The sequence below is a fragment of the Chitinophaga skermanii genome (assembly GCF_003259335.1).
Taxonomy (GTDB): Bacteria; Bacteroidota; Bacteroidia; order Chitinophagales; family Chitinophagaceae; genus Chitinophaga; species Chitinophaga skermanii.
The window spans coordinates 250,957-275,481 of record NZ_QLLL01000006.1 but is presented as its reverse complement, the minus strand read 5'-3'; the positions used below and the strand labels follow the sequence as shown (position 1 = coordinate 275,481).

Below are 24,525 nucleotides of genomic sequence, written 5' to 3'. Positions count from 1 at the left end.
TATGAAAAAATTCTATTACCTACTCATGCTGGCGTTCGTGCTGCCGCTCTGCGTTATGGCACAGCAAAGAACGATCAGCGGGCGCGTAACCGATGCCAGGGACGGGTCGGCGTTGTTTGGTGTGAGTGTATTTGTGCAGGGGGCAGACGGAAAGCGAACAGGCACCACAACGAATACAAAAGGTGAATACGCCATCACTTTTTCTGGTACGCAAACAGATCTTCATTTCTCTTTCGTAGGAATGACAGAATTAATAGAGAAAATTAATGGTAGAACTACTATCAATGCCAGCCTCCAACCGAACGAGGAACAATTGAGCAGCGTGGTAGTAGTAGGGTATGGTACTAAAAGAAAAGAAACCTTAACAGGTGCCGTATCTAACATCACGGCGAAAGAAATCCAGACCTCAACCAACGTCAGCCTCGCACAAAAATTACAAGGTAAAGTAGCCGGTCTCCAAATCCGCCAACAAGGTGGTGAACCTGGTACTTTCGATAACAGCATCAATATCCGCGGTTTTGGTACGCCTTTATATGTAATTGATGGTGTGGCGCGTGATGGTTCTTCTGAATTCCAACGTTTGAATGGTGAAGACATTGAAAGTATCTCTTTCTTGAAAGATGCTTCTGCCGCTATCTACGGTTTGCGCGCTGCAAACGGTGTGGTTATCGTTACCACCAAAAAAGGTAACAAAGGCAAAACTTCTTTTAACTATAACGGCGTTGTAGGTTGGATGAAACCTACAGATGTGCCACGTATGGCCAATGCTGCTGAATGGATTCAAATGCGTAACGATGCTGCTGTACTCGGTACAGGTGCTCCTTTCCTTACGAAAGAAGAAATGCAAAAGTACATCGATGGCGCGCCCGGTTATGAAAGCACCGATTGGTATAACGAAACGATGAAGAAACAAGCGATGCAACAACAGCATACGTTCTCTGCCAGTGGTGGTAACGAGAAAACACAGTTCTACATCGGCCTCGGTTATGTAAATGAAGAAGGTTTGTTGAAAACAAACGATATGGGCTATTCTAATTATACCCTACGTACTAACCTCGTTACAGAATTAGCAAAGAACCTGAAAGCTGAAGTATTTATCAGCGGTCGTTACGATCGTCGTTATGTACCAGGCGAAAACTTCTTCAATATCTTCAAAGGTACGCGTGTTACATTGCCTACAGAGCAACCTTATGCAAATGGTAACCCTAAATACCCAGCGGTGGTAACGCCTTCTACTCAAAACCCAGTGGTGCTGAGCGATAAAAACATTACCGGTTATAACGAAACAGTTAACCGCAATGTGCAATCTTCCGTTGCTTTAGCTTACCAAGTACCAGGTGTGCAAGGTTTAAGCTTACGTGCTATGGGTGCCTTCGATTTAAACAGCTATGCTAATAAAGATGTATCGAAACCTTACAAATTGTACACGTATGTAAATGATCAATACATTGTTTCTCCACAACGTGTTGGTACGGCTAGCATCTCTAATAGCTTCGGTAATAACAACCGCATTACATGGCAAGCACAAGCAAACTACAATCGTCAATTTAACCGCGCACATAACGTATCGGGTACAGTGGTTGTAGAACAACAACAGTTCTGGAGCCGCGATGCAAGCTTACGCCGTATTTACGACTTCTACACAATTGATCAAATCAATGGTGCCAGCTCTAAAGTGCAAGAAAACTCGGGTATTGAAGGGCGTACTGCTAACTTGTCATTCGTTGGTCGCTTCAACTACGATTACAAAGGCAAATACTTGATCGAATTCGCCTTCCGTGAAGATGGTTCTTACCGTTATCACCCCGACAAAAAATGGGTATTCTTCCCAGTAGTTACTGGTGGTTGGCGCTTGTCTGAAGAGAATTTCTTCAAAGAAAAATTACCGTATGTATCTAACTTGAAATTGAAAGCTTCTTACGGTTTCGTGGGTGAAGATGCGGGTGATCCTTTCCAATACGTAGTGGGTTATTCTACAAGCGGCGGCGGTACGTACGAGTTTGCCAATGGTTCATTAACCAACGGTGCTAGCTCTCCAGCTATCGTAAACCCGCAATTGTCTTGGGTAAAATCGGCTATTACCGACTTTGGTATCGAAATCGGTTTGTTGAATAACAAGTTCAACTTAGAGTTCGATGTGTATAGAAGAGATCGTGATGGTTTGTTAGCTTACAGAAACGTTTCGTTACCTAACACTTTCGGTGCTTCTCTTCCACAAGAGAACCTGAACTCTGATCGTACACAAGGTTTCGATTTCACAGTTAACTATAACAACAAAGTAAACGATTTCTCTTACGGTGTGTCTGCGAATTTCAACTACTCGCGTACAATGAATCGTTATGTAGAAAGAGGTCCTTTCACCAATAGCTACGACAAATGGCGTAATGGTACTGCTAACCGTTGGAACGATATCGTTTGGGGTTATACCTACCAAGGTCAATTCCAATCGCTCGAAGAGATTGCAACACATCCTATCCAAAACGGCGACCAAGCTAATATCCGCGAGTTGCCGGGTGACTTTAAATACCAAGACACCAATAACGATGGTGTAATTGATGATCGTGATATGACGCCAATGTTCTACGGTGGTAGTCCTAAAATGTTCTATGGTTTAACATTGAATGCTAGCTATAAAGGTTTCGACTTGAATGCCTTATTCCAAGGCTCTGGTAAATACACCGTTCGCTTTAGCGAAGTATATGCAGAAGTATTAGCATTCAGAGGTAATACCCCGGCTTATTTCTTCGATAGGTGGCATAAGGAAGATCCATACGATCCTAATAGCGCATGGGTGCCTGGTAAATGGCCTGCATCTAGGTTCAATGGCGACGTAGGTAGAATGTATGCAGAAAGTTCTGTGTGGAGAAAAGATGCTTCTTATGTACGTTTGAAAAGCCTTGAATTAGGTTACACCTTCAATAATAAATTGTACAAAAAAGCAGGTATTAACCGTATCCGCATTTATGCTAACGCATTCAACGTGTTCACCATCGCCGATTCTTTTGTGAAACCTTTCGATCCAGAAAGAGTGGAAGGCTTGTTCAACGCAGGTTTCAACTACCCGCTCACGAAAAGCTACAACTTCGGTGTAAACGTAAACTTCTAAAGATTCCACGTCATGATTCGCAAATATTCAAAACTACTATATTTCGTTGCACTCATCGGTATGATGGGATGTGCGAAGTCGCTTGACCTGAGCCCAATTGATAAAATTCGCCCAGAAGATTTATTCGGCGACCCGGAAGGTACAAAGCTTTACATGGCCAATTTATATTACCAATTGCCCATTGAAGACTTTACCTATTTCCGCCAAGGTTTCCGTCAAAATGCGCAAGATCCCAACAACGGTGGTTTTGCTCCTGCCATGGTAACCGACGAAGCCATGCACACAGAATTTGGCGATTTCGTTGGTGATGGTGATTTCCATTTCTGGGAGCCCGGTTATAAATTGGTGCGCGATGTAAATATCCTCAGCGATGTAATTCCAACCCTCAATATCAACGCGGAAGAACGTAAAGGTCTTATCGGTGAAGCTGCCTTCATCAAAGCGTTTACATACTTCGGTTTAGTAAAAAGATATGGTGGTGTTTCTTTGATTAAAGCTGCACAAGCCTATAACAGTGATCCAAATGCCTTAAAAGTGCCACGTAGCACTGAAAAAGAAACATGGGATTATGTACTCGCCTTATGTGATACAGCTGCTGCTAACTTAGGTGTTGCACCAGGCCGTCGCGCAAACAAATACACGGCTTTAGCTTTGAAATCTCGTGCTGCCTTACATGCTGCTTCTATCGCGAAATTCGGTGGTTTAGCACCTATGTCGGGTGAAGCCGTTTCACAAAAATTAGTAGGCTTAGAAGCGGGCGATGCTGCAGGTTATTATGCACAATGTATCGATGCATCTAAACAAATTATGGAATCAAACGCATATGGCTTGTATAAACCTACGCCTGCAAATCCAACAGAGGCGGCAGAAAACTACAGGCAAATGTTCGCTGATCCTAACGTAGCGAACATCGAAGCAATTCTTATCAAAGGATATACGCTGCCTGGTAACTCTTTAGGTCATAACTACGATATCTGGTACCAACCTGCGCAAGTAGCGAATGGTTGGCCTCACCCAGGTAGAATGAATCCTACATTAGACCTTGTAGATATCTACGAAAGCTATACTGCTCCTGGTCAAAATGCACCGGTTATTACCACTACCGATGGTAACATTACCGATTACAACGGTTATGCACCATCGAAAAACTATATCCGCTTCAACACTCCAAACGAAATCTTCAAAAACAAAGATGCTCGTTTGTGGGCTACCATGGTATTGCCTTCTACACAGTGGAAAAATACCAATATCATTATCCAAGCCGGTTATGTAAAACCAAATGGTGAGGCGGTAATCCGTACCAAAGATGAAATTGAAATCAATGGTGTAAAATATTATACATATGGTGCGCCAAGTACTTCCATGTATTCTGGTTTCGATACCTATGGTGGTAACAACACCCGCACAGGTTTCTCATTCAAGAAGTTTATGAACGATGCCAAACCAATTGTACCAGGTTGGAACCAAAGTACAACCGATTTCATCGAGTTCCGTTATGCAGAGGTTTTGTTGAACTATGCTGAAGCGGTTGCTGAAGGTGGTGCGGGAGATGTAGCTGTTGCCACCAAAGCACTCAACGATATTAGGAAACGTGCCGGTCATACAGTAGATATTACATTAACGCCTGCAAATGTTCAACGCGAACGTAGAGTAGAGTTAGCGTTTGAAAATAAGCGTTATTGGGATTTGATTCGCCGTAGAGAATACCATACTGTATTCAATAACCGTCGTATGCACACATTATTACCATTGCAAGATTTGCGTGCTTTACCCGAAACGAAATACATTTTCGTTCGTGTAGATGTACCCAATGCTAACCCACGTACGTTCGAGCCAAAGGCTTACTATCGTTACATTCCGGGTATCGGTTCTAATGGCTTGGTGCAAAACCCGCAATACTAATATCATTCTTCAACGCATTTGCTAAACATATTTGATATGAAAAAGCTACAACATATTTTCCTCGCCGGCCTCGTTGCTTTTGGTATGATGGCTTGTGAAAAAGATAACTACGATGGGCCGACTGCCGGTTTAAGCGGTCGATTCATCGATGCCGAAACGAAGCAATTGGTAGAACAGGATATTATCCGCGGTACTACCATCGAGCTCTTGGAACATGGGTATGCTAATCCATCACCACAATACCTCATCGTGAAAAACGATGGCTCTTATGCAAACACCATGTTGTTTGCAAATACTTACACGGTGCGTCCAGTTCGTGGTAATTTCGTTTCTGTTGAAGCACAAGAGGTGGTTATCAAAGGACAAACTACGCTCGATTTCACCGTTACACCGTACATCCGTTTTACCGATGTTACCATCAAGAAAGAAGGCAATAAAATACTGGCTTCTTTTAAATTGAAACAATCTGTTATCAACAACGTAAAAAAAATAGGTTTATACGCACACTCGGATTTCCGAGTAGGCGAACCAATGCGGTTGGTAGCGGCAGAAAGAGAGTTGAACGCGGTAAGTAATCCAAACGAGGTGTATACACTCGAAATCAACTTAACAGATAACTCTAATACGCTGAAAGCCGGTCGTAAATATTTCTTCCGCATCGGTGCTTTAATTGATGTGGGTGAAGCGAAGCTGAATTACGCGCCAGCTGTGGGTATCGACTTATAGCATGTCTATTCTTGACGTGTATTATTCACTAGGGGAAGGGGTACCGTCCTTCCCCTATATATTCCAACGTTTATGAAGAAAGTTTGTCTTTTTGTTTCGATTTTAACGATCGTTGCTATCATTGCATGCTCTAGCAAAAGCGATAACAATATTACCGGTGGCGGCGGAACGGGGCCCGGCCCAGGTACAGGCACTGAAAAAGATACCGTGTACAATGAAACCGGTTGCCTGTATACTTCCTACAATAAATTAGTAATGGCCGGATATCAAGGTTGGTTTGCCGCCGTTGGCGACGAATCAAACCGTGGCTGGTATCATTTACAAAATGGTAGCTGTGGCGGCTTCTTGCCTGGTTGCGCCTCCGTAGATATGTGGCCCGATGTGTCGGAATATACCAAAACATACAAAACACCTTTCAAATTCGCTGATGGAAAGGATGCTTTCATGTATAGCCCGTACGATGAATCAACCATCGATTTACATTTTAAATGGATGAAGGATTATGGAATCGATGGCGTATTTATGCAACGCTTTGTTGTTGAAATTAAAAAATCCAATCCTGCAGGGAAACGTCATTTCAACAAAGTATTACAAAATGCATTAATCGCCGCCAAAAAGTACGACCGTGCTATCTGTGTTATGTACGATCTCAGCGGTTGTAACAGTGCCGACGTGGCTTATATCCAAGAAGATTGGAATGAGCTAGTAAATACCTTCAAATTATTCAGCAACACCGATAATCCTACCTACCTCCGCCATAATAAACGCCCACTTGTAGTATTATGGGGCGTAGGTTTCAACGATAACCGCCAATATTCCATTTCGGATGTGGATAAACTGGTAACCAATTTGAAAGGCAAGAATAACCGCGTATCATTAATGCTAGGTGTGCCTTACTACTGGCGCACAATGCGTAACGATACCGAAAATTCTCCTAGCCTTCATCCGCTCATTAAACGTGCCGATATCGTGATGCCATGGGCGGTAGGGCGTTATAACAATAACAACTACGCACAAGTAGCCGGTGGCGAGTTAGTGGGCGATTTACAATGGTGCAATACGAATAATATCACCTACGTACCGCTTGTATTCCCAGGTTTTAGCTGGGGTAATTTGAAAAATGATCCCGCTAGCTATAATTCTATTCCACGCGAAAAAGGCGACTTCCTATGGAAACAAATGGCCGGTGCTAAAATGTCGGGTGCACAAAGTTTATACGTAGCGATGTTCGATGAAATCGATGAAGGCACTGCTATTTACAAGTGTTTACAAGAAGGCAATTTGCCGTTAAATGGTTCGAAGAAATTTGTAGGGATTGAAAGTGATGTTGCACCGGATTATTACCTCTGGTTAACAGGGCAAGCCGGTAAATGGATGCGTGGTGAAGGTACATATGGTGCCACAAAACCTACTCGTTAATAATTGATTTGATAAAGAATGTAGAATGAAAAAAGTAACTGTTTTTCTATGCTGTATATGTTTAATGGCCGTAAGTCTTTACGGCCAAAATAAACATCACCCCAACTCCCAATATACCAGCTATAAAGGCTTGGTAATGGCCGGTTACCAAGGTTGGTTCCGTGCCGAAGGCGATGGGTCGGGTGCACAGCATTTCGCTTACGGGAATTACCAGAAATCTGGCATCGATATGTGGCCAGATGTAAAAGAATATGAAAAAACATACTCAACACCTTTCGTATTACCCAATGGTGAAAAGGCCCGCTTTTTCAGCTCCCACGATGCTAGTTCTATAGACTTGCATTTTAAATGGATGAAAGAGTATAGCGTGGATGGTGTATTTATGCAACGCTTTTTCGACAATGCCCGTCGACGTGATCCTATCTCTGCCGGTATTCTTACCAATGCTTTTAAATCTGCTAGTAAATACAACCGCGCTATTGCCGTGATGTACGACTTGTCGGGTTTAAGAAGAAGCGGCGAAGATTGTTCAGTATTGATTGAAGATTGGAAATACTTGGTCGATCAACTGAAAGTAACTAACCAAGCGGGTGCTAAAACCTACTTACAACATAATGGCAAACCACTGGTAGCTATTTGGGGCGTAGGCTTTCCTGATAGACCATACGATATTAGGAATATCGGGATGGAACGTTTTATCGATTTCTTAAAGAATGATCCCGTATATGGTGGTTGTGCCGTAATGATTGGCGTACCCACTGCATTTAGAACATTAGATGCAGATTGTGTACATGACAATTACTTGCACCAAATCATTGAACAATGTGATATCGTATTACCATGGACGGTACAACGTTACTCACCGTTGTTACACAACGATATGGATCGCCTACGCGACAATACCATTGCTGACATTGCTTGGTGTAAAGCCCGTAAAATCGATTATGTACCCTGTGTATATCCAGGTTTTAGCTGGCATAACCTAAGTAAATACGAGTTCCCCGACGATGTAAAGCCTGTGAATAGTATCCCCCGCCAAGGCGGCCGCTTTTTCTGGCAACAAATCGTTACCACGCTTTCCGCAGGTTCACAAATGTTATATGTAGCCATGTTTGATGAAGTGAATGAAGCTACCGCGATTTTCAAGGTGAGTGATACACCGCCTTCTACGAATGGCGCCACTTTCTTGGGATTAGAAGGCGTACCCTCGGATCATTATTTGTGGTTAACAGGCGAAGCTTCGAAGATGTTGAAACGACAAATACCACTACAATACAATATGCCTAAACGCAACTAATTTTTTGATTTGCAGAACCCTAACCCTCAGCCAATTACGCCCCCGTAATTGGCTTTTTTATTGGAGAAACCGTTCTTTTTTCATCTGGCGTACCACCTCGGTGGTTACATCGTGAATTAACGTTTTATCATTAAACGGGTCCACCGTACTCGTTAACCCCGACCAAATCAAGGCATTCCTATTAGCTGCATACACATCTACCTGCACTTGGTAAATGGCTTGGTCGCGTACGGTTAACACAACATCTTGGGCATAAATCGCTTGGTTGATTCCTGTCGACCAAGATTGCGAATATTGGATATTTTTAGCCCGGATATTCCTAGTTCTATCAACGTTTGATAAATACACCACAACAACGCCATCTTTTCCATCTGCTGCCGCTTTGCGCAAATAAAAGGAGGTGTCGGCGCTCAAACGATCAAACCCCAAATACTCGTAACTCGGCACGGCTTGGCCTGGGAACCGCCTGGCAATAAGATTCTCTGCCATCTTCCGGGTACTGTCGTCCTTAAGAAAAACGGCTACAACAAACTTATTGATATCAGAACGCTGTAATCGAATACTTGGATTGCGCCAACTGGAAACGATTTTAGTATTCGTAGTAGCACAGGCATAGCATAGGATCGATAATACAATGAAAAGGCCAATAAAGATAGGTTGTCGCATGATCGGGCATGTTGGTTCGCTCCAATTACAATGCTTTTTTATCCTAAATTGTTCAATATCAATGATTTTATTTTCCTAGTAGTTCTGCATACATGTTAATGTGCGTGTCGAAGATTGACATGTCAACATCATGGTAGCAAACGTATTGTTTGTATGGTGATGATATGTTCGAGAATTGTGGTAACAACTTCTTGAATAACCCGTACATTCTATTACTGCCTTCTGTAGCATTGTTTTGATAAAGAATGAGGAATGTATTTAAGGGAAATTGTTCCTGCCAACGGGTAATTTGAATTGCCCATTGCTCTGCGTCTTCCTTGGAGAGGTTGGCAAATACATGGGCAAAATTGATGATCACTACATGCGATTTTTCCCAATGTTGCTCCCAGTAACTTTCGCTAATCTCATGTACATGTGATGTAGTTTGGTGTTGAAAGGCTGCTGTAGCTAAAAACGACTTTGCTAAATCAAGCATGGCTGTCGACGGATCAACGCCAATATAATGGAACGACGCCCCAAAAGTATCTTCCCAAGCTTGAGCCATGGTACTAGGTCCACAACCCACATCTACAAGGGTAACGCGACGATGATGCTGTTGAATAAAAGTTTGAAGGGGTGTTTTGAAATTATCCAATACCGCCAAGCTGCCCACTATATGCTTGCGCATGTAATAGTAGGCATATACCAAGCACTTCTCTGCTGCACTCGTAGCATAACATGCCGCATCAAAATCAGCACGACCATATTCCACGATGTTCAAATGATTGAAATCGTCGGTATTCCCCAATATGCTAATAGGATATTGCGTAGCAGGGTGCTCTTTCAATTTCTTTTCTACCACCTGCTCAAACAATCCATCAAAGAACAAAGGCAACGCCATAGGCAACGGTATACCTACCGGCACATGTTGGAACTTCCCGGTACAAAAATCAGCCGCATTTGTATACAAATACCCATGCTTCGCCCTAATCAATTCCATGAAGCGGAAATAGGTTAAGTTGCTAGAAAGCAAACTAGGATTACCGGTTACAAACATCTGTTTCCGTGCACGTGTAATAGCCACGTTCAATTTACGATCCACCATTTGACCATCTTCTTCCATGTTATTGGCTAAGAAATCGAGCTGGTGATATTGGTTCACGCAGAAAGAATACACCACAAAATCGCGTTGCGACCCTTGGAACCTTTCCACTGTATCAACCGTAATCATATTCAACGCTGGAATACCTAGTGCATGTATTTTACGCTTGATCAATGCGATTTGACTACGATAAGGTGTAATAATCCCAATACTTTTTTCAGGACTAAACGTAAGCGAAGGATTCTTTTGATACAATTGGTACAAATGCTTCACTAAACATGCAGCTATGTTCGCTTCGTCGTTATTCGTTTTGTTATTCTTCTGTGCTTTCGATTTATTGCTAGGAATAAATACCAAGCGTTCCGTAGCAATTAATTTCTCTACCGGGTTATGTTCATCAAATTGTGTAAACCCAATATCCCCCGATTGATGAGGCGTAGGCACTGGGTGCAATTGTGCTTGGTAGAACGCGTAGTTCGGGAACAAGGCAATGCTAGGGTGCATGCGTCCTTGCTTATGTAACATGCTCCACAATGGAGAATCGGCATCATGTTTATGCAAACGGTGTAAACGCTCGAATAACGAGTTATTCCGATTAATTAACCCAATGGCTTGCAAGTTGGGATCTTTCACCATGGCCTCTTCTGCACTTTGCAATACCACAGCCGGTAATTGTTTATGGTCGCCAATGAGGATGAATTTATCAATTGCATTGCGCCCCTCAACGTCTTTAGCCGATAAAATCCCCAACAAATGTGGTTCCAATATCTGCGACGCTTCATCAACGATCGATACTTGGAAGTGCTTCAACTTAAACAATTCCATCTTCCCCGAAACGGAAGCCACCGTACCCACAAACACCCGGTGTTGTTGCACTACATCACGCACCTCTGTACGGTTATTACAACCCGCTATCACTTCATCTAATAATCGATGCCTAAAACGAGGGTCGCACGATAAGGCAGAACCAATGCGGATATAATGTGGCTGCTGTTGCACCGTTTCCAAACATTCACAAATTTCATCTACTGCACGGTTCGTATATGAAAGCAAAAGAATATTGCATGCATCATCACTGTAAAACTCCTCCAACATGTGTTTCAATGCTACAGACGTTTTACCTGTACCGGGTGGACCAATCAACAGGAAATAATCCTTTGCTTGCTTGGCTTTCCGTACAATATTCGTCACCTCTTCTGAATGGTGGTTGGTAGTAAGCTGCAATCGCTCATCAACTAATGGGGCACGTTGATGTAATAACAATGATACACGATCGTTATTTGCCTGTAATAAAGCATACAATCCTCGGTACATCGCTGTATACGATGCGTCAATATGATCATGTTCTACAGCGTATTTACTCTCCATCGGTATCACCGATGCATTGCGTTGTTGGTTGCGTAAACGAATCGTAATGCTATGGGGTGATAAGGCTTCAATGGAACCTTTAAAGATTTGCTTATTGGTTACATTATCGGTAATGTGATTTCTTTGATAGAGGATCACAATATCACCTACACGGAAATTGGGTAGAAACTCTTTCTCGTAAATTGGTATATCTAATGTAATCGTAGGTTTCGCTGCTGCTGCTTGCTGCTTTGTAATGGTTAAATCGTACAAAATTTCTCCCGCTTCGAATTTCTCTTCCAAAGAACTCAACCATAAACTAGCAATACCTTTATTGCTATCATATTCCGTATCGCCCGCTTTCGATATGTAATGCTCTTTTGTTACAAATGCATAAAAGCTATGGAAATAAGCCAAGGCTAAAGGAGAAGCCTGCGCAAACGGCTGCTTAAATGCATTAATCTGCGGAACAATAAATCGTTCTATGAAATTTTTGTTCGTAGAACCAACTACATTAACAAGGTTCTCCGGTGTAATGGCATGTATAATATTCTTCGTTTCATTTTCCGCCGCATCTGTGGCTATCTTGTGTTCGTTAGCTACAATTAAATTCCGGATATTCAAGATTTCCTTGATGGCCGTCATATAAGGCTGTGAAACACGTAAGTTCGCATCTTCATCCGTGTATTTTGAATAGAGGATAAATGCTTTCAGTTGTGAAAACGGGATGCCCAATACTTTTTGTATCAAAATTTGATAGATGAAAAGCTGGGAACGATGGTTCTTGCCTATTAAAGCGATATTATCTTCCGGGAATGGAGCCTTGCCCGATTTTAATTCTATCACAAATTGTTCATTCGTGTTAGACTGTAATTGTAAGTAATCGAGCCTACCTTGTACGCCCAGTTGTTCACATATAAAACTAGGTTCTAATAAGGCGTTTTCCCTGTTAATATGTTTCGGGGGGAAAGCTTTCGCCACCACTCTTTTGATGTTGTCGAACTGGGATTTTGTTTCCATAAAGAAACTCATTTCGTTCGATTTCTCTTTTAAGTCAACACAGGTAGAATACTCAAACGGCAAGGTCTTGAAAGCCTTCATAATGGCCTTTTTGTATTCTACCGGTTCACCGGGCTGCTCGTTCACAAATTCATCTAAGAATTGGTTCGCCGCGTTACCCAGTAATATATGCTTCGTATTGCGCAAAGCCTCGAATTTGCTTTGTATGTAGTTCAATGGCGAATTGCCATATTCCTTCATACATTCAGCCAATGCACTAATATCTATTAAGTAATCTGGTTCTAGGATGATGATAGCTGGATAGTAGATGTTGTCCTCATCTACCACTACGTCAATTAAGTTCAACTGGCAATCTTTCCACAGCTTTCCAATTGTTTCATTAAACTCCAAGTTAAAGCCTGTTTCATGATGCTTGATTTTTACAGGCTCGTCTGCTGCATTTTCTTCATCAATGGCGTATAAATAGTCTTGGTCTATATCTACTACCTCTACCCGGATGCGATCGTATTTAATTCCATTTACACGGGCTTTCGGCTCGTATAAATCAATTAATGGTAATAATGCAGATAGTTCCGCTGGAATGTCTACCGCGAAAAAATGATGCAAGGCATAACAAAGTGCTTTCAGATCATGTAAATATTCGTCTTCCGTAGGTTGATACCCCGTTTTTAATACTTGGTTTGCATGTATCCTGAATGTATTGATTTGGTAAGTTTTGCGTTTGGAGAGGGCAGTGGTATGACAAACATAGTTTAAACGGGAAAATAGGTTCGAAAATTGAATGTTCTCGTGTATCGTTAACAATTTGCACGCTCGTTCCAAAATCGCGCGCATACGCACGTATTGATCGTGAAAAGGCATCCCACTTTGTACACACTCTAGTAACTCATCGAAAAACTCTATTCCTGAAATATTCATGTTGTCATTCCATGCTGCCGGTTTTAGCCGCCAAGCACGCAATGATACGATATTCACAAACACTAGGCAAATAGCATCAGGGCACGCAGGCAGCCAAAATATCAACGGCTTTATCCTGCTCTGCTAACGATAAAGAAGCGAAACCCATCCTAATTGAATTATAATCCACTTTCCCTGTGTTGTAAGTCCTGTAATTCGGAATACGTAGTCCCATTTGCATGGCATGCTCGGCAATTTTTTCTAATGGTCGAGTAGGGAAGTGCGTCCAAACCGACATACCACCATTGGGTACATGAAATTCCACCCTGCCGGCTAATTTAGTGGATAGTAGTTCACAGAAATGGTCGCGCCGCTCGTGGTAAATCTTCTGTACTTTATTGATATGCCGCATGATGGTGCCGTTCTTGTACAATTCTGCCAACGCATTTTCCAATAATGCATTGCCTTGGAAATCGATCATCCGCCTCATTTGTGCTGCGATCTCTATGAAGTTAGAAGGGGCTACAATAAAGCCTACGCGTATAGTAGGCGCCAACGATTTATTAAGCGTTCCTATGTAAATCACGTTCCCATGATTATCCAAGCTAGCCATCGGTAAAATGGGGTTGCTCGTATAGTGAAACTCGTAATCGTAATCATCTTCGATGATGGCAAATTTGTATTTGGCGGCCAGTTCCAATAGGCGCATACGCCTTTCTGGACTTAATGTAACGGTAGTAGGGTGGTGGTGATGAGGCACTGCATAAAGCAAGCGAATCTTCTTCTTCTTACAAATCATTTCTACCGCGTCGATATCCATCCCGTTCTCATCTACAGGTACACGGTTTAACATGGCACCTGCTTGTTGAAACGTAAGATTCGCTGAAAAGTAGTTGGGTTCTGTTACAATTACCTGGTCGCCTTCCTGTAACAAGGTACGTGCCACCAAGTAAATACCCATCTGCGCCCCGTTTGTTATGAGGATATTGTTGGGTTGAACATTCAAACCCCGCGTTTCCGATAATACATTCACCAAGGCTTCTAACAAGGGGCCTGTACCTACCGGTGCCCCGTATGTAAGATATTTCCGCATAGCCGGTAAATGCGCTTGCCTACGAATCTCGCGGGCCAATAAGTCTAATGGTGCTAAACGCGTATCGGGAAACCCATCATCGATGTATAATTTGAAATACGGCGGCGCCATGGTTGCCAATGGCGTTGAAACCTTTAGCGGGTGAATATTGTAATTAGTACTACTAGCATAGCGCGACTGGATTTGATCGGCCGAAAGTATCGTTGGTTTTACGACCGGTAAATTCTGTGCTACAAAAATACCCTTCCTAGGTTGTATATCTATCCATCCCTGGGCTTGTAATTCATCCAAGGCCGCATTAATGGTATTGCGATTTACATGTAATAACGTGGCTAATACACGGGAACTCGGCAGCTTTAGGCCGGATTTAAGTATACCACGACGAATATTCTTGATAAACGCATTGCTGATCTGCAAATAAACAGCCGTATCAGCCTTTTTATTAACGGGGATAAGCTTGCTGTAAGGTAACATAACTGGACTACTTTGTAATTGCTTCCTTGTAGATAAATCTGTACCAACAAAAGTACAATATTGTGTTGAATTACGCATAAAGGCACAGAAAAACTGGACTAGGTAATAACTTCTAACTGGTCTATTAATGCATACCAGTAATCCCTCAACTTTGTACTATCAAACGAAAACAAATAACCATGAAACAAAGATTCAAAACAGGTGTAGTAGTACCTGGCGCATATAAAGCTATGATTGCATTTGATGCCACGCAAGCAGCATTTGATATTGATCCTATTGATAAAGAATTGATTAAACTGAGGGCTTCTCAAATCAATGGCTGCGGTTATTGTGTTGACTCCCATGCCCGCGATGCCATTAAAGCAGGCGCTACTGTACAACAAGTAATTTTAACAAGCGCTTGGCGCGAATCTGGGGAAGTGTTTACTGAAGCACAACGCTTGATTTTTGCGATCGTAGAAGAAGTTACATTGATTGCACATGCTGGTTTAACAGAACCTACGTACGAAAAGGCCATCGCTTTATTCGGGCAAGAAAAAACGGCCCAAATTATTATGGCTACCGTTATCATTAATGCATGGAACCGCATTGGGGTTAGCTCTCATTTACAACCGGCTGTAGAAACACCGGCCACTGTATAAAGAAAATAGCATGCTGGAATGCCGCCATGTCCAGCATGCTATTTACATGTTACCAACTACTGCTGGCACCACCACCACCCGACGAGCCACCACCCCAGCTAGAACTGGAGCTGCTCGAAGAACTAGACGAACTGCCGCTGCTTGACGAGCTGCTCGACTTCCTCGGAATGGTGTAATTATATCTTTTAGAGTTACTGCACGCCGCACAAGTATACACCCTGTATCCCGACCCGCTATGATCTTCCGTAGCACTACGCGTAACAACATCGCTTTTCATTTCAAATGTATAATGATGACAACTTGGGCAACTACAAGCCGCTGAATACATGTTGTTGTAAGCTAATGTAAGCACGTGTTTACAGGTACTACATAGCCATACATCATAATCCACGCTTTTAATACGTTCTTCCACCTGCCTACCATGTTCCAAGTAAGCGTCTTCTTCCGATTCTTCCAGTTTATCCATCGGGTGATAGCAATTCGGGCAATTGTACTGCACGTTACGGTACTTATTCATCTGGCTATCTACATACTTTTTATACAAGAATAAGCCCGGGATAGGAAACATGTACGCTGCTATTTTCAATCCAACATTCCCATAAGCATAATTCCACCAACGTTGATGGGGCTCAGCTGTACGGTTGGCTGTTGCTATACAAATGGCTGTAAAGGCAAAGGCAATATGCATCAATAATGTCCATGCTACGTAATACAATCCCCAAGCCGCAAAGAAGCCTAAGTGCCATTTGAAAAACTTGATGCACACAAATGCTAATACAATAACAGTACCATGTACTGCTATGTTACCAAAAAAGCGGGGCCTGAAATATTTATTAGGTAAGTCTTTCAACGAAACCGGTTCTTTCGAAGCATCTGTTTTACTAGGTGCTTTACCACCAAACACAGCACGTAGTAAAATAGCCGTACCAATTAACATGAAGAATGCGCCAAAGAAGAAGGGCTCTTCTATTTCCCCACCTGTATAAGATGAGGCGTCGTCGTATTGTTGTGTTAATTCTCCAGGAGCATATTCTACCGTACCGGCACTAGCCATATCACCACCATCTACCATAGGGGTATCATCTTGTACACTGCTGTTACTATTGTTGCTGATGATACCTTGTGGTGCAACAGGGGCTGTTGGCATGGGGGTATTGGTTAAATCAACCGTAACAGGATCTATTAAGGAATGATCGTCATTAGAAGGCGCGAATTTATCGAATTGGTATTGGTAATTGCCGTTATTCATAACGGAAACAACGGAACGCACACCATCTATAAAGGCTGCATCATAATTGTTTTCTTTCATGCGCGGCACCATGTATTCTTGTTGTATACGGAAGCAAATTACATCAGGTAGATCGCCTTCCAGTCCCAAGCCCGTTTCAAAAACAATTTTGCGGGCATCTTCTACCATCAATATCAATAAGCCATTATTTGTTTCCTTATTCCCAATTCCCCAATGATTAAATAATTCGTGGGCAAATTGGCGAGAATCTTTATCCCCGATACTATGGAGTAGTACCACCGCCACTTGTGCTTTGCCTGCTTGGTCTAAGGCCGATAATTGGGTGTTGATGTCGCTCACGGCGCCGGTGCTAATGAGGTTGTCCGGATTGCTTACATAGCCCCCATCAATTTTCTTGGGATCGGGAATGGAACTCACAAAATCTTCGGCGGTTTGGTTCGTACAGGCCGAGAAAATGAGCATTAGTAATACTATAAAACCCCGGGCGCGCAAGGTATAGAATCTTTTCATGGATTGCTTAAAATATAGTGGTGTTAAGGTTTTCGCGGGTTCAATATACTTAATTTCTACGGATGATAGTTTGATGCCAAACGGTAAATGACCATTATCAGCCCATTTTTAACCCTTCGTCATTCCCCAGGTTTTTGCCGCGCCGTAATTTTGTGTCATCAAACACAGCACAAACAAGCTTTTTATCATACACACAATAAGTTAAAAGGCAACCTGCTAGGTGGTTGCCTTTTTCATGAATTCGGTTTTAACATATACACATACACTTATCAAGCTAGTCAAACCCCAAATGTAGCCCGTATCTACACAGTAGACACGGGCTTTTTACATGGCACTACTTAGCACAACTGATCAACATCAGTATATGCATGACCATCATCATTGCTCACCCTTTCAAAGCCTAGTAGCTTTGCAATTGTAAAGAAGAAGATGATCGACTTTGTGAAAGAGAGAATGAAAAATTGTTTACCTAAAAGAAGAAGTCATGAGATTACAATTAGCCGCTTCAGCCGTATTAATTGCCTTTTTAGCATCGTGTTCAGCACCTAAAAAGTTGAAAGAATCTGAAGCGAGGTACACGCAATTACAATCAAAATACAATACTTCCCAACAAGCATTACAAGATTGTAACAACGAATTAAAGAAGCAAAACGCTTTATCCCAACAACAAATCACCCATTTGAATGCACAGATTGCACAAGAACGTGCGAATAACGACCAAATGATTGGTCATTTACGCGACTTGTCTGTTATCTCCAGCTCCCAAGCAGAAAGTATTCAAAAATCACTCGCCAATATCAATTCAAAAGATGCGTACATCAAAGATTTACAATCTGCTATGGCGCGTAAAGATTCCTTGAACATGGCATTGGTGATGAATTTAAAAGGCGTGATAGGGAACATGGACGACCAAGATATTGACATTAAGATAGATAAAGGGGTTGTTTACATAGACATTTCCGACAAACTATTATTCAAAACCGGTTCGTACGAAGTAACCGATCGAGCACGCGAAGTACTTGGCAAAGTAGCGAAAGTGCTGAATAACCAACCGCAGATAGAGTTTATGGTGGAAGGGCATACGGACCCGGTACCATTCGCACGCGGCGTATTATTAGATAACTGGGATTTGAGTGTGAAACGTGCTACCAGCGTGGTTCGTATCTTACAAAACGAATACCATATTCCACCGGCAAGAATGACGGCAGCAGGACGTAGTGAATATGTACCAGTAACCACGAACGATACAGCAGAAGGTAGAAGTAAAAATAGAAGAACAAGAATCGTGATCTTACCGGAATTAGACCAATTCTTTAAATTATTAGAAACTCCTCAAAGGTAATAATAGACCTGTTTTGATTTTATGAGCAACAAGTTAGCAATAGGCGCCTAAAAAACGCCTGTTGCTTTTTTATTTATTGGCAATGCGTTCTAACTTTTCTTCATGTAATAATTCAATTTTCCCTTTCGCTATTTGTATCAGTTTCTCCGACTTGAAATCATGTAGCGTACGAATTAACGACTCTGTGGCAGTACCTGCAATAGAAGCTAATTCATCGCGGGGAATGCTGATTTTAAAGGGATGTTGATCGTCGGATTTATATTTATCACGTAGATGAATGAGCGCACTGGCTACTTTATTGCGGAGTGAATTGTAAGCAATACTAACAAGTCTTTCTTCCTTTTCAGTAAGATTATTGGCCAACATAAGAATAAGTCGGTTGAGGATAGAAGGCGACTGTTCAAGTATATCGATGGCATCTTCTTTTGGAATCACCACTAACTCGGTTTCTTCCATAGTGATGGCAGTCGCTAAGTAATGTGTATTTTCAAGTATTGCCATGTAACCAAAGAAGTCTTTCTTTTTATATAGGCCTATTACAAGTTCCTTCCCATCATTATGTGTTTTCACCGTTTTCACTTTCCCAGATAGTATATAGTAGAAATTGCGGGGTATACCTCCTTCCTTGTAAACGGTTTCGTAAGGGGCTAAACGAATGGTGTTGCGGTTGCTAATGAGTTGGTGGATAGCTTGTGTAACGGTTGTGTTGCCTTCGGTGGATAATTTTCGTGCTTTTTTGAGTTGTTGCTGGCTACGTTTAATGCGGTTCTTAACAAGTGTTAGCAAGTTGTGGTTGTTGAAGGGAGGGAAGATAAAATCATCTGCCCCTTCGTCCATAGCAGTTCTAAACGTATGTGGGTTCCATTCATCCGACCAAAACACAAAAGGCACTAAGTTCAATGCATCGCGCTTACGCACAGCCTTCATCACCCCAAATGCATCAATCCCAGGCATACCCGTTTTGCAGATAATTAAACTAGGCAAGTTTTCTTGCGCTAATTCAATACCCAACTCGCCGGTACCGGCTATTAAAACTTCGTATTCTTCTAAACGCAGCACCGCCGCCATGTCTTCAGTAGCCAGGTGGTCGTTATTGATAAGTAAAAGCGTTAGCATGTTTTTCCAACAACCTGTTGCCTAATTTGTTCGCATAGCTGCCATATCAGTCACTTTTTTTAGGCAAGATTGAACATGAATTAAATGGCTGTATGCAACTTAATAGCCAATGGTATTACGTATATTTGTAGTATAGTCACCTCTAGTAAGTGGAGCAAGCATACGCCAAATGAATCAAACAATAAAAGCCCTGTAGCTCGTTTAGGTGTTACTTCCCTGGTAGCTACCTTCTTTTGTCATTTGCCTTGCGAAAAATGATCATGAAGGACTTTACTTTTGTTGATTAAATGAAAACCAGCTTGTTGTGAGGTTCTTACGAAGTAATTCCCCTATTTAAGACTGTGATGCTAAATATATAAGTATGCTATTCTCATGCTTTTCCCATGCTCTTTCCAAGTAAATCTCTTGTACTTTCCATGTAAATTCCATGTAGTTTCACTATAACTCCTTCGTACTTACATCGTATTTACCCTTATACTTCATCGTAGTTACCCAACTGTTCCCTTATTACTTCCTTATTGTTCCCTTATTACCAATCGTGATTTTGTGCTGCTTCGTTCAGATTCAGCCTATTGCATTATACATTGTTATCAATACCTTGTTACATACGCCTTAATTTATCACCCATTTCTTCTAATTGTAACCCCTTATTTAGAGCGATTTCTATATCGTTTTTTCATGGATATATAGTTGCTTACAGTGTAAAGTAATTTATTGGTTACTAATGTTTTATACAAAGAATGTAAGAATAAAAAAGTCGAAAATTTTTGCGGATTTAATTTGATTTTTTATTATCTTCATTTTAACGGCGCACATTGGCCGAGTTAACCTAAAAATGATCCAAAATGAAAAAGCGATCTAATTTAAGTTTCCAAGATTTGGAACAAATTTTCACCTTTCTAAAGGAAAGTGGCTTTATGAAGAATGGCCGCCTACAGAAAACAATTAACTGGGATAGCGAGCGGTACGATGGCATTCGTTCACACCGCAAGGAATTTGGCAAGGTTGCGCAAGTGGCCGCTAATATTCGTATGGCTTTTAGCGAGATAACAAACTTGTTCCCAGACAGTACAATGTACAGAAGGTTGTCTTCCAAACTATTCGAGGCCTTGAAAGCAGATACCACCCATGAACGTGGTATGCGTACTGTAGAAGCAGGCAACGTTACCGTACTAGATGATTTTCAATTCAACCAGCAAGCTAAGTTCTATCGTACTTGTAATGCAAAGTATAAAGTAACACTAGATCGCTCGTTAGGTCAAGCTGCGGTGGCATTTCCTGCATTTACCCCGCTAAATGAAATACGCGCACCGAAAAATGCTACGCATTTCAAAATGGTAGCCTCTATTCACGCGATTAACTTCGACAACCATCAAACAGAAACAACTTGCATGGTAACGAATACGTTACCTTTAGATGCACCCATGGTAGAAGCATTTGTATTACCGCTCACCTTCTTAGCAGACGATCCACGGCATTTATTTGTGTCGGTAGGAATTGCATTCGTGGAAATAGAAAATGGCCGAGCGTACAGTGTAAAAGGCAATCGCTTGAATGCGATGGCTATAGCTGAAGTGTTCCCAAAGCCGGCCAAACTGTCGGCGTTACCCAGCGCTAACAAAAAAGCAGCAAAGGATGCAGTACCCCCAACAGTACCGAAAAATAAAGGAATGCGGGCAACGATGCAAGAACCCAGTAAGCCTAAACGAGTAGCCAGTGCAACACCGAAGAAAGTACCTGTTAAACCAACAGCAGCCGTCACCGTTTCGGCACTGGATATGCTACATCAATCAAACATACCTATACCGCAAAATGGTAATAGCAAGGGCAAGCGAAAGCAGCCGGTCATTAACGCATCCAAGGAAATCAATCATTTCATGCCACCTCCCAACAAAAAAGCCAATACACATCCACTAACGTAATGCATATTGGCCTTCCATTGAAGATGATTTATTTCAATTCAAATTGATAAGTACCTGCCGATAATGCAATATCCTGCGTACTTACAGGCGTTAATTTGCCATCAACTTTCATTTGAACGCTTTTAAAGATGCCTTTAAACGTTAATGTAGCTGAACTATTCGGTGGAATGGTTACTTGGTAAGTAATCACTTTCTTATTGCGTTGGAACAACGTGCTGATTTGACCGTAGGGCCCTTCGTGGCTCACCGCAAAATCGTTCAAGTCGGCCGGGAAATAAGGTTTGAGTAAAATGTGTTTAAAGCCTGCTTGGTTTTCATCGGGGTATATACCTGCAATACCCTTATACAACCATGCCCCAATTTCGCCAAACATAATATGGTTGCGCGAAATATCGGATTTGGCTTTTAGTGGCCAGTTTTCCCATAAAGTAGTAGCACCGTTTTCCACCCAGTAACCCCATGATGGGAAGGTTTTCTGCGAAGCTACTTTATAGGCAACATCGTCGTACCCATTTTCAGTTAGTGCATTCAATATCGCCTTGGTTCCTAGTAGGCCTACATCAAGGTGGTAATTGTCTTGCGCTACGCGTTTCGCTAAGTTTGCAGCAACAACCGACTTTAGTTCATTCGGTACAAGGCCCCAATATAATGGTACACTCATTTCCGTTTGTTGACCTTTCCCGTACGTTGCATTCAATCGGTCTAAATACTTTTCGTTGAAGGCATTTTTAATCGTGTTCGCTAATTTGGAATATTGAATGTAATCGCCTGTTTTGCCCAATATCTTGGCTGCTTTTGCTACAATGGTAGCATCGGCGAAATAGTATGCCGTAGATGTGAAAGGTACAGGTGTGGTAGATTTTACGGGTACCCAATCGCCCAATCCCCAAGTAGTAATGCCGTCCGGGGAAATATCGGTGATGTGGTTTACGTATGCTTTCATGGCTTCGTACGAGCGTGAAAGGAGGGTAGTATCGCCATAAAACATATATACTTGCCAAGGAATGATGGCAATGGTGCTCGTCCAATCTGGACCGTTACCCCATTCGTAGCCCCAACCACCCGTAGGTATAATCGAAGGTAATACACCGTTCGGTTGCTGCTCGTCGCGGTGATCCGCTAGCCACTTTTCATACACCGTAATAGCATCGAAATTGTACAACCCGGTTTCTACAGCTATATGTGCATCGCCAGTCCAGCCATTCTTTTCGCGCTGTGGACAATCTGTTGGATAGCCAAATAGGTTCGATAAATAAGCGTTATTCGTTGCCCACCATAGCTTTTGCAAGGTGCTTTGGGATGTGCTGATAACACCTATTGGCGGTACTTTACTGTGCATAAAGTAAGCCACCACGCTTTCTTTCGTAAGTGCTATAGGTGTACTACTAGTTACTTCAATGTATTGAAATCCTTTGTAGTTAAAGTGTGGAGAGAAAGTTTCAGTGCCTATACCCGCAAGTGTGTAAATGTCTACTTGAAATGGATCTTTATCGTCGGTAGGACGGTAGTGTACATCAATGTTTGACATGTCAATATTGCCTGCGCTATCCAGTAATTCACTATGTCGTACCCTAATTTCTGTACCGGCATCACCTTTCAATGTAATTTCAGAGACGCCGCTGATATTCCGTCCTAAGTCGAAAATATATTGACGATCATTGATTTTGCGCATCGATACCGGTAGAATGGTTTCTACCCGTTCGATGGGATGCATTACCTGCGACACTATATTCATAGATGGTGCAGCACGGTATATGATACCACCCCATTTACTATCATCGAAATTAGCCGTATTCCAACCGTTTTGGATTTTGCGTGCATCAATATGTTCTGCTGTGTAAATACTATTGAAAACTACGGGTGATAATGATGTGCGCCAATCGCGATCGGTTGCAATGGTTTCTTCCGTGCCATCGGTATAAGTAATGCGGAGGTCCATACAGAAAGTAGGACGTGCACGCCAAGGTGCCTTATGAAAATCCCATACAGCGGTAGATTGATGGTTATACCAGCCATTTCCAAGCATAACACCCACGGCGTTTTTGCCTTGTTGTAAAGCGGTTGTTACATCATGTGTTACATACAATGTGCGTCGATCGAAGCGGGTATACATAGGATCTAGCTGGTGCGAGCTGATCTTTTGCCCGTTGATATATAACTCGTACAAGCCACCCGCGGCAATGTATGCGCGTGCTTGCTTAATGGGTTTATTGGCTTGAAATGCCCTGCGGAAGAGGGGAGCAGGCTTGGCATGGATATCGAGGCGATCTGCAATCCACGCACCTTTCCAATTGTTTTTATTCACCATCCCGGTTTCAAAACTACTGGTTGCTATGTGTGTATGCCCATCTTGATCCCATGTTTGCACCTGCCAATAGTACTTGGTAAATGGTTTTAGCGTAGGACCGTTATATGTGAATAGTTGTTGGCCCGACTGTATTTTTTCGCTGGTGAAGCTGGGTTGGCTGGCCAACGTTGTGCTGTCGGCCGCTAGGCGAATTACGAAAGCTACTTGTTTTGCTGGCTGGTTTGGAGTTGCCATTTGCCAAGTAAATCGGGGTTGTACAGCATCTATCCCCAACGGGCGAACCATGTATTCACATTGTAAACGCTGTAAAGTAAAGTCGCTGGCAATAGCGCTGGCACAAATCCCGGCAAAAAGCACGGTCATTATAACTCGACGAAACATGTATAGATTTTGTGTTGATGGACGGGAA

14 protein-coding genes are annotated in these 24,525 nt (G+C 42.3%); 8 read left to right on the top strand and 6 right to left on the bottom strand.

Annotated features, from left to right (window positions below; translation table 11 throughout):
* The first annotated feature begins 1 nt into the window (after position 1).
* The 5 genes from LX64_RS16825 to LX64_RS16805 all read left to right on the top strand — a co-directional run bounded on the left by LX64_RS16825 (position 2) and on the right by LX64_RS16805 (position 8,450).
* A complete protein-coding gene (locus tag LX64_RS16825; RefSeq protein WP_111598850.1) occupies positions 2-3,106 on the top strand; it encodes a SusC/RagA family TonB-linked outer membrane protein in 3,105 nt (1,034 codons plus the stop codon).
* A gap of 12 nt (positions 3,107-3,118) precedes the next feature.
* The gene (locus LX64_RS16820) at positions 3,119-5,008 is read left to right on the top strand and encodes a RagB/SusD family nutrient uptake outer membrane protein (RefSeq protein WP_170132820.1); all 1,890 of its coding nucleotides are present in this window, start codon (positions 3,119-3,121) and stop codon (positions 5,006-5,008) included.
* Between the two features lie 36 nt (positions 5,009-5,044).
* On the top strand, positions 5,045-5,734 hold the full coding sequence (locus LX64_RS16815) for a DUF3823 domain-containing protein (RefSeq protein ID WP_111598848.1): 690 nt from the start codon (positions 5,045-5,047) through the stop codon (positions 5,732-5,734).
* A 72-nt stretch (positions 5,735-5,806) separates the two neighbouring features.
* Positions 5,807-7,153, top strand: a complete 1,347-nt coding sequence (locus LX64_RS16810; RefSeq protein WP_111598847.1) for a glycoside hydrolase family 71/99-like protein — start codon at positions 5,807-5,809, stop codon at positions 7,151-7,153.
* 25 nt (positions 7,154-7,178) lie between these two features.
* Positions 7,179-8,450: a glycoside hydrolase family 71/99-like protein gene (locus LX64_RS16805; RefSeq protein ID WP_111598846.1), complete on the top strand. Its 1,272-nt coding sequence runs from the start codon at positions 7,179-7,181 to the stop codon at positions 8,448-8,450.
* Between the two features lie 57 nt (positions 8,451-8,507).
* Here LX64_RS16805 and LX64_RS16800 read toward each other — a convergent pair whose 3' ends face one another.
* From LX64_RS16800 to pdxR, 3 genes are all read right to left on the bottom strand, one after another.
* Entirely contained in the window at positions 8,508-9,116 is a 609-nt protein-coding gene (locus LX64_RS16800; RefSeq protein WP_111598845.1) for a hypothetical protein, read from the bottom strand.
* 67 nt (positions 9,117-9,183) lie between these two features.
* Positions 9,184-13,539: an AAA domain-containing protein gene (locus LX64_RS16795; RefSeq protein WP_158538654.1), complete on the bottom strand. Its 4,356-nt coding sequence runs from the start codon at positions 13,537-13,539 to the stop codon at positions 9,184-9,186.
* A gap of 19 nt (positions 13,540-13,558) precedes the next feature.
* Entirely contained in the window at positions 13,559-15,028 is a 1,470-nt protein-coding gene (gene pdxR / locus LX64_RS16790; RefSeq protein WP_158538653.1) for a MocR-like pyridoxine biosynthesis transcription factor PdxR, read from the bottom strand.
* Between the two features lie 179 nt (positions 15,029-15,207).
* Between pdxR and LX64_RS16785 the strand changes: the two genes are divergently transcribed.
* The gene (locus tag LX64_RS16785) at positions 15,208-15,669 is read left to right on the top strand and encodes a carboxymuconolactone decarboxylase family protein (RefSeq protein WP_111598842.1); all 462 of its coding nucleotides are present in this window, start codon (positions 15,208-15,210) and stop codon (positions 15,667-15,669) included.
* A 49-nt stretch (positions 15,670-15,718) separates the two neighbouring features.
* Here LX64_RS16785 and LX64_RS26240 read toward each other — a convergent pair whose 3' ends face one another.
* Positions 15,719-17,428, bottom strand: coding sequence for a TPM domain-containing protein (locus LX64_RS26240; protein ID WP_111598841.1), 1,710 nt, complete (start codon positions 17,426-17,428; stop codon positions 15,719-15,721).
* A 484-nt stretch (positions 17,429-17,912) separates the two neighbouring features.
* Between LX64_RS26240 and LX64_RS16770 the strand changes: the two genes are divergently transcribed.
* Positions 17,913-18,770 carry an OmpA family protein gene (locus tag LX64_RS16770; RefSeq protein ID WP_111598839.1) on the top strand — a complete coding sequence of 286 codons (858 nt, stop codon included), beginning with the start codon at positions 17,913-17,915 and terminating at the stop codon, positions 18,768-18,770.
* Between the two features lie 69 nt (positions 18,771-18,839).
* On the opposite strand, the gene LX64_RS16765 is transcribed toward LX64_RS16770, so the two are convergent.
* The gene (locus LX64_RS16765; protein ID WP_111598838.1) at positions 18,840-19,886 is read right to left on the bottom strand and encodes a cyclic nucleotide-binding domain-containing protein; all 1,047 of its coding nucleotides are present in this window, start codon (positions 19,884-19,886) and stop codon (positions 18,840-18,842) included.
* 845 nt (positions 19,887-20,731) lie between these two features.
* On the opposite strand from LX64_RS16765, the gene LX64_RS16760 reads away from it, so the two are divergent.
* Complete coding sequence (locus LX64_RS16760; RefSeq protein ID WP_148707354.1) at positions 20,732-21,808, top strand: hypothetical protein; 1,077 nt, start codon at positions 20,732-20,734, stop codon at positions 21,806-21,808.
* A 28-nt stretch (positions 21,809-21,836) separates the two neighbouring features.
* Here the strand turns inward: LX64_RS16760 and LX64_RS16755 are convergent, their stop codons facing one another.
* Entirely contained in the window at positions 21,837-24,497 is a 2,661-nt protein-coding gene (locus LX64_RS16755; RefSeq protein ID WP_111598836.1) for an alpha-L-rhamnosidase, read from the bottom strand.
* Positions 24,498-24,525 lie beyond the last annotated feature (28 nt).

Excerpts from the sequence above, each read along its gene's own strand:
- LX64_RS16770 (WP_111598839.1), top strand. The coding sequence starts at position 17,913 with ATGAGATTACAATTAGCCGCTTCAGCCGTATTAATTGCCTTTTTAGCA.
- LX64_RS16810 (WP_111598847.1), top strand. The coding sequence starts at position 5,807 with ATGAAGAAAGTTTGTCTTTTTGTTTCGATTTTAACGATCGTTGCTATC.
- pdxR (WP_158538653.1), bottom strand. The coding sequence starts at position 15,028 with ATGTTACCTTACAGCAAGCTTATCCCCGTTAATAAAAAGGCTGATACG.
- LX64_RS16800 (WP_111598845.1), bottom strand. The coding sequence starts at position 9,116 with ATGCGACAACCTATCTTTATTGGCCTTTTCATTGTATTATCGATCCTA.
- LX64_RS16765 (WP_111598838.1), bottom strand. The coding sequence starts at position 19,886 with ATGCTAACGCTTTTACTTATCAATAACGACCACCTGGCTACTGAAGAC.
- LX64_RS16755 (WP_111598836.1), bottom strand. The coding sequence starts at position 24,497 with ATGTTTCGTCGAGTTATAATGACCGTGCTTTTTGCCGGGATTTGTGCC.
- LX64_RS16815 (WP_111598848.1), top strand. The coding sequence starts at position 5,045 with ATGAAAAAGCTACAACATATTTTCCTCGCCGGCCTCGTTGCTTTTGGT.
- LX64_RS26240 (WP_111598841.1), bottom strand. The coding sequence starts at position 17,428 with ATGAAAAGATTCTATACCTTGCGCGCCCGGGGTTTTATAGTATTACTA.
- LX64_RS16825 (WP_111598850.1), top strand. The coding sequence starts at position 2 with ATGAAAAAATTCTATTACCTACTCATGCTGGCGTTCGTGCTGCCGCTC.
- LX64_RS16805 (WP_111598846.1), top strand. The coding sequence starts at position 7,179 with ATGAAAAAAGTAACTGTTTTTCTATGCTGTATATGTTTAATGGCCGTA.
- LX64_RS16820 (WP_170132820.1), top strand. The coding sequence starts at position 3,119 with ATGATTCGCAAATATTCAAAACTACTATATTTCGTTGCACTCATCGGT.
- LX64_RS16785 (WP_111598842.1), top strand. The coding sequence starts at position 15,208 with ATGAAACAAAGATTCAAAACAGGTGTAGTAGTACCTGGCGCATATAAA.
- LX64_RS16760 (WP_148707354.1), top strand. The coding sequence starts at position 20,732 with ATGAAAAAGCGATCTAATTTAAGTTTCCAAGATTTGGAACAAATTTTC.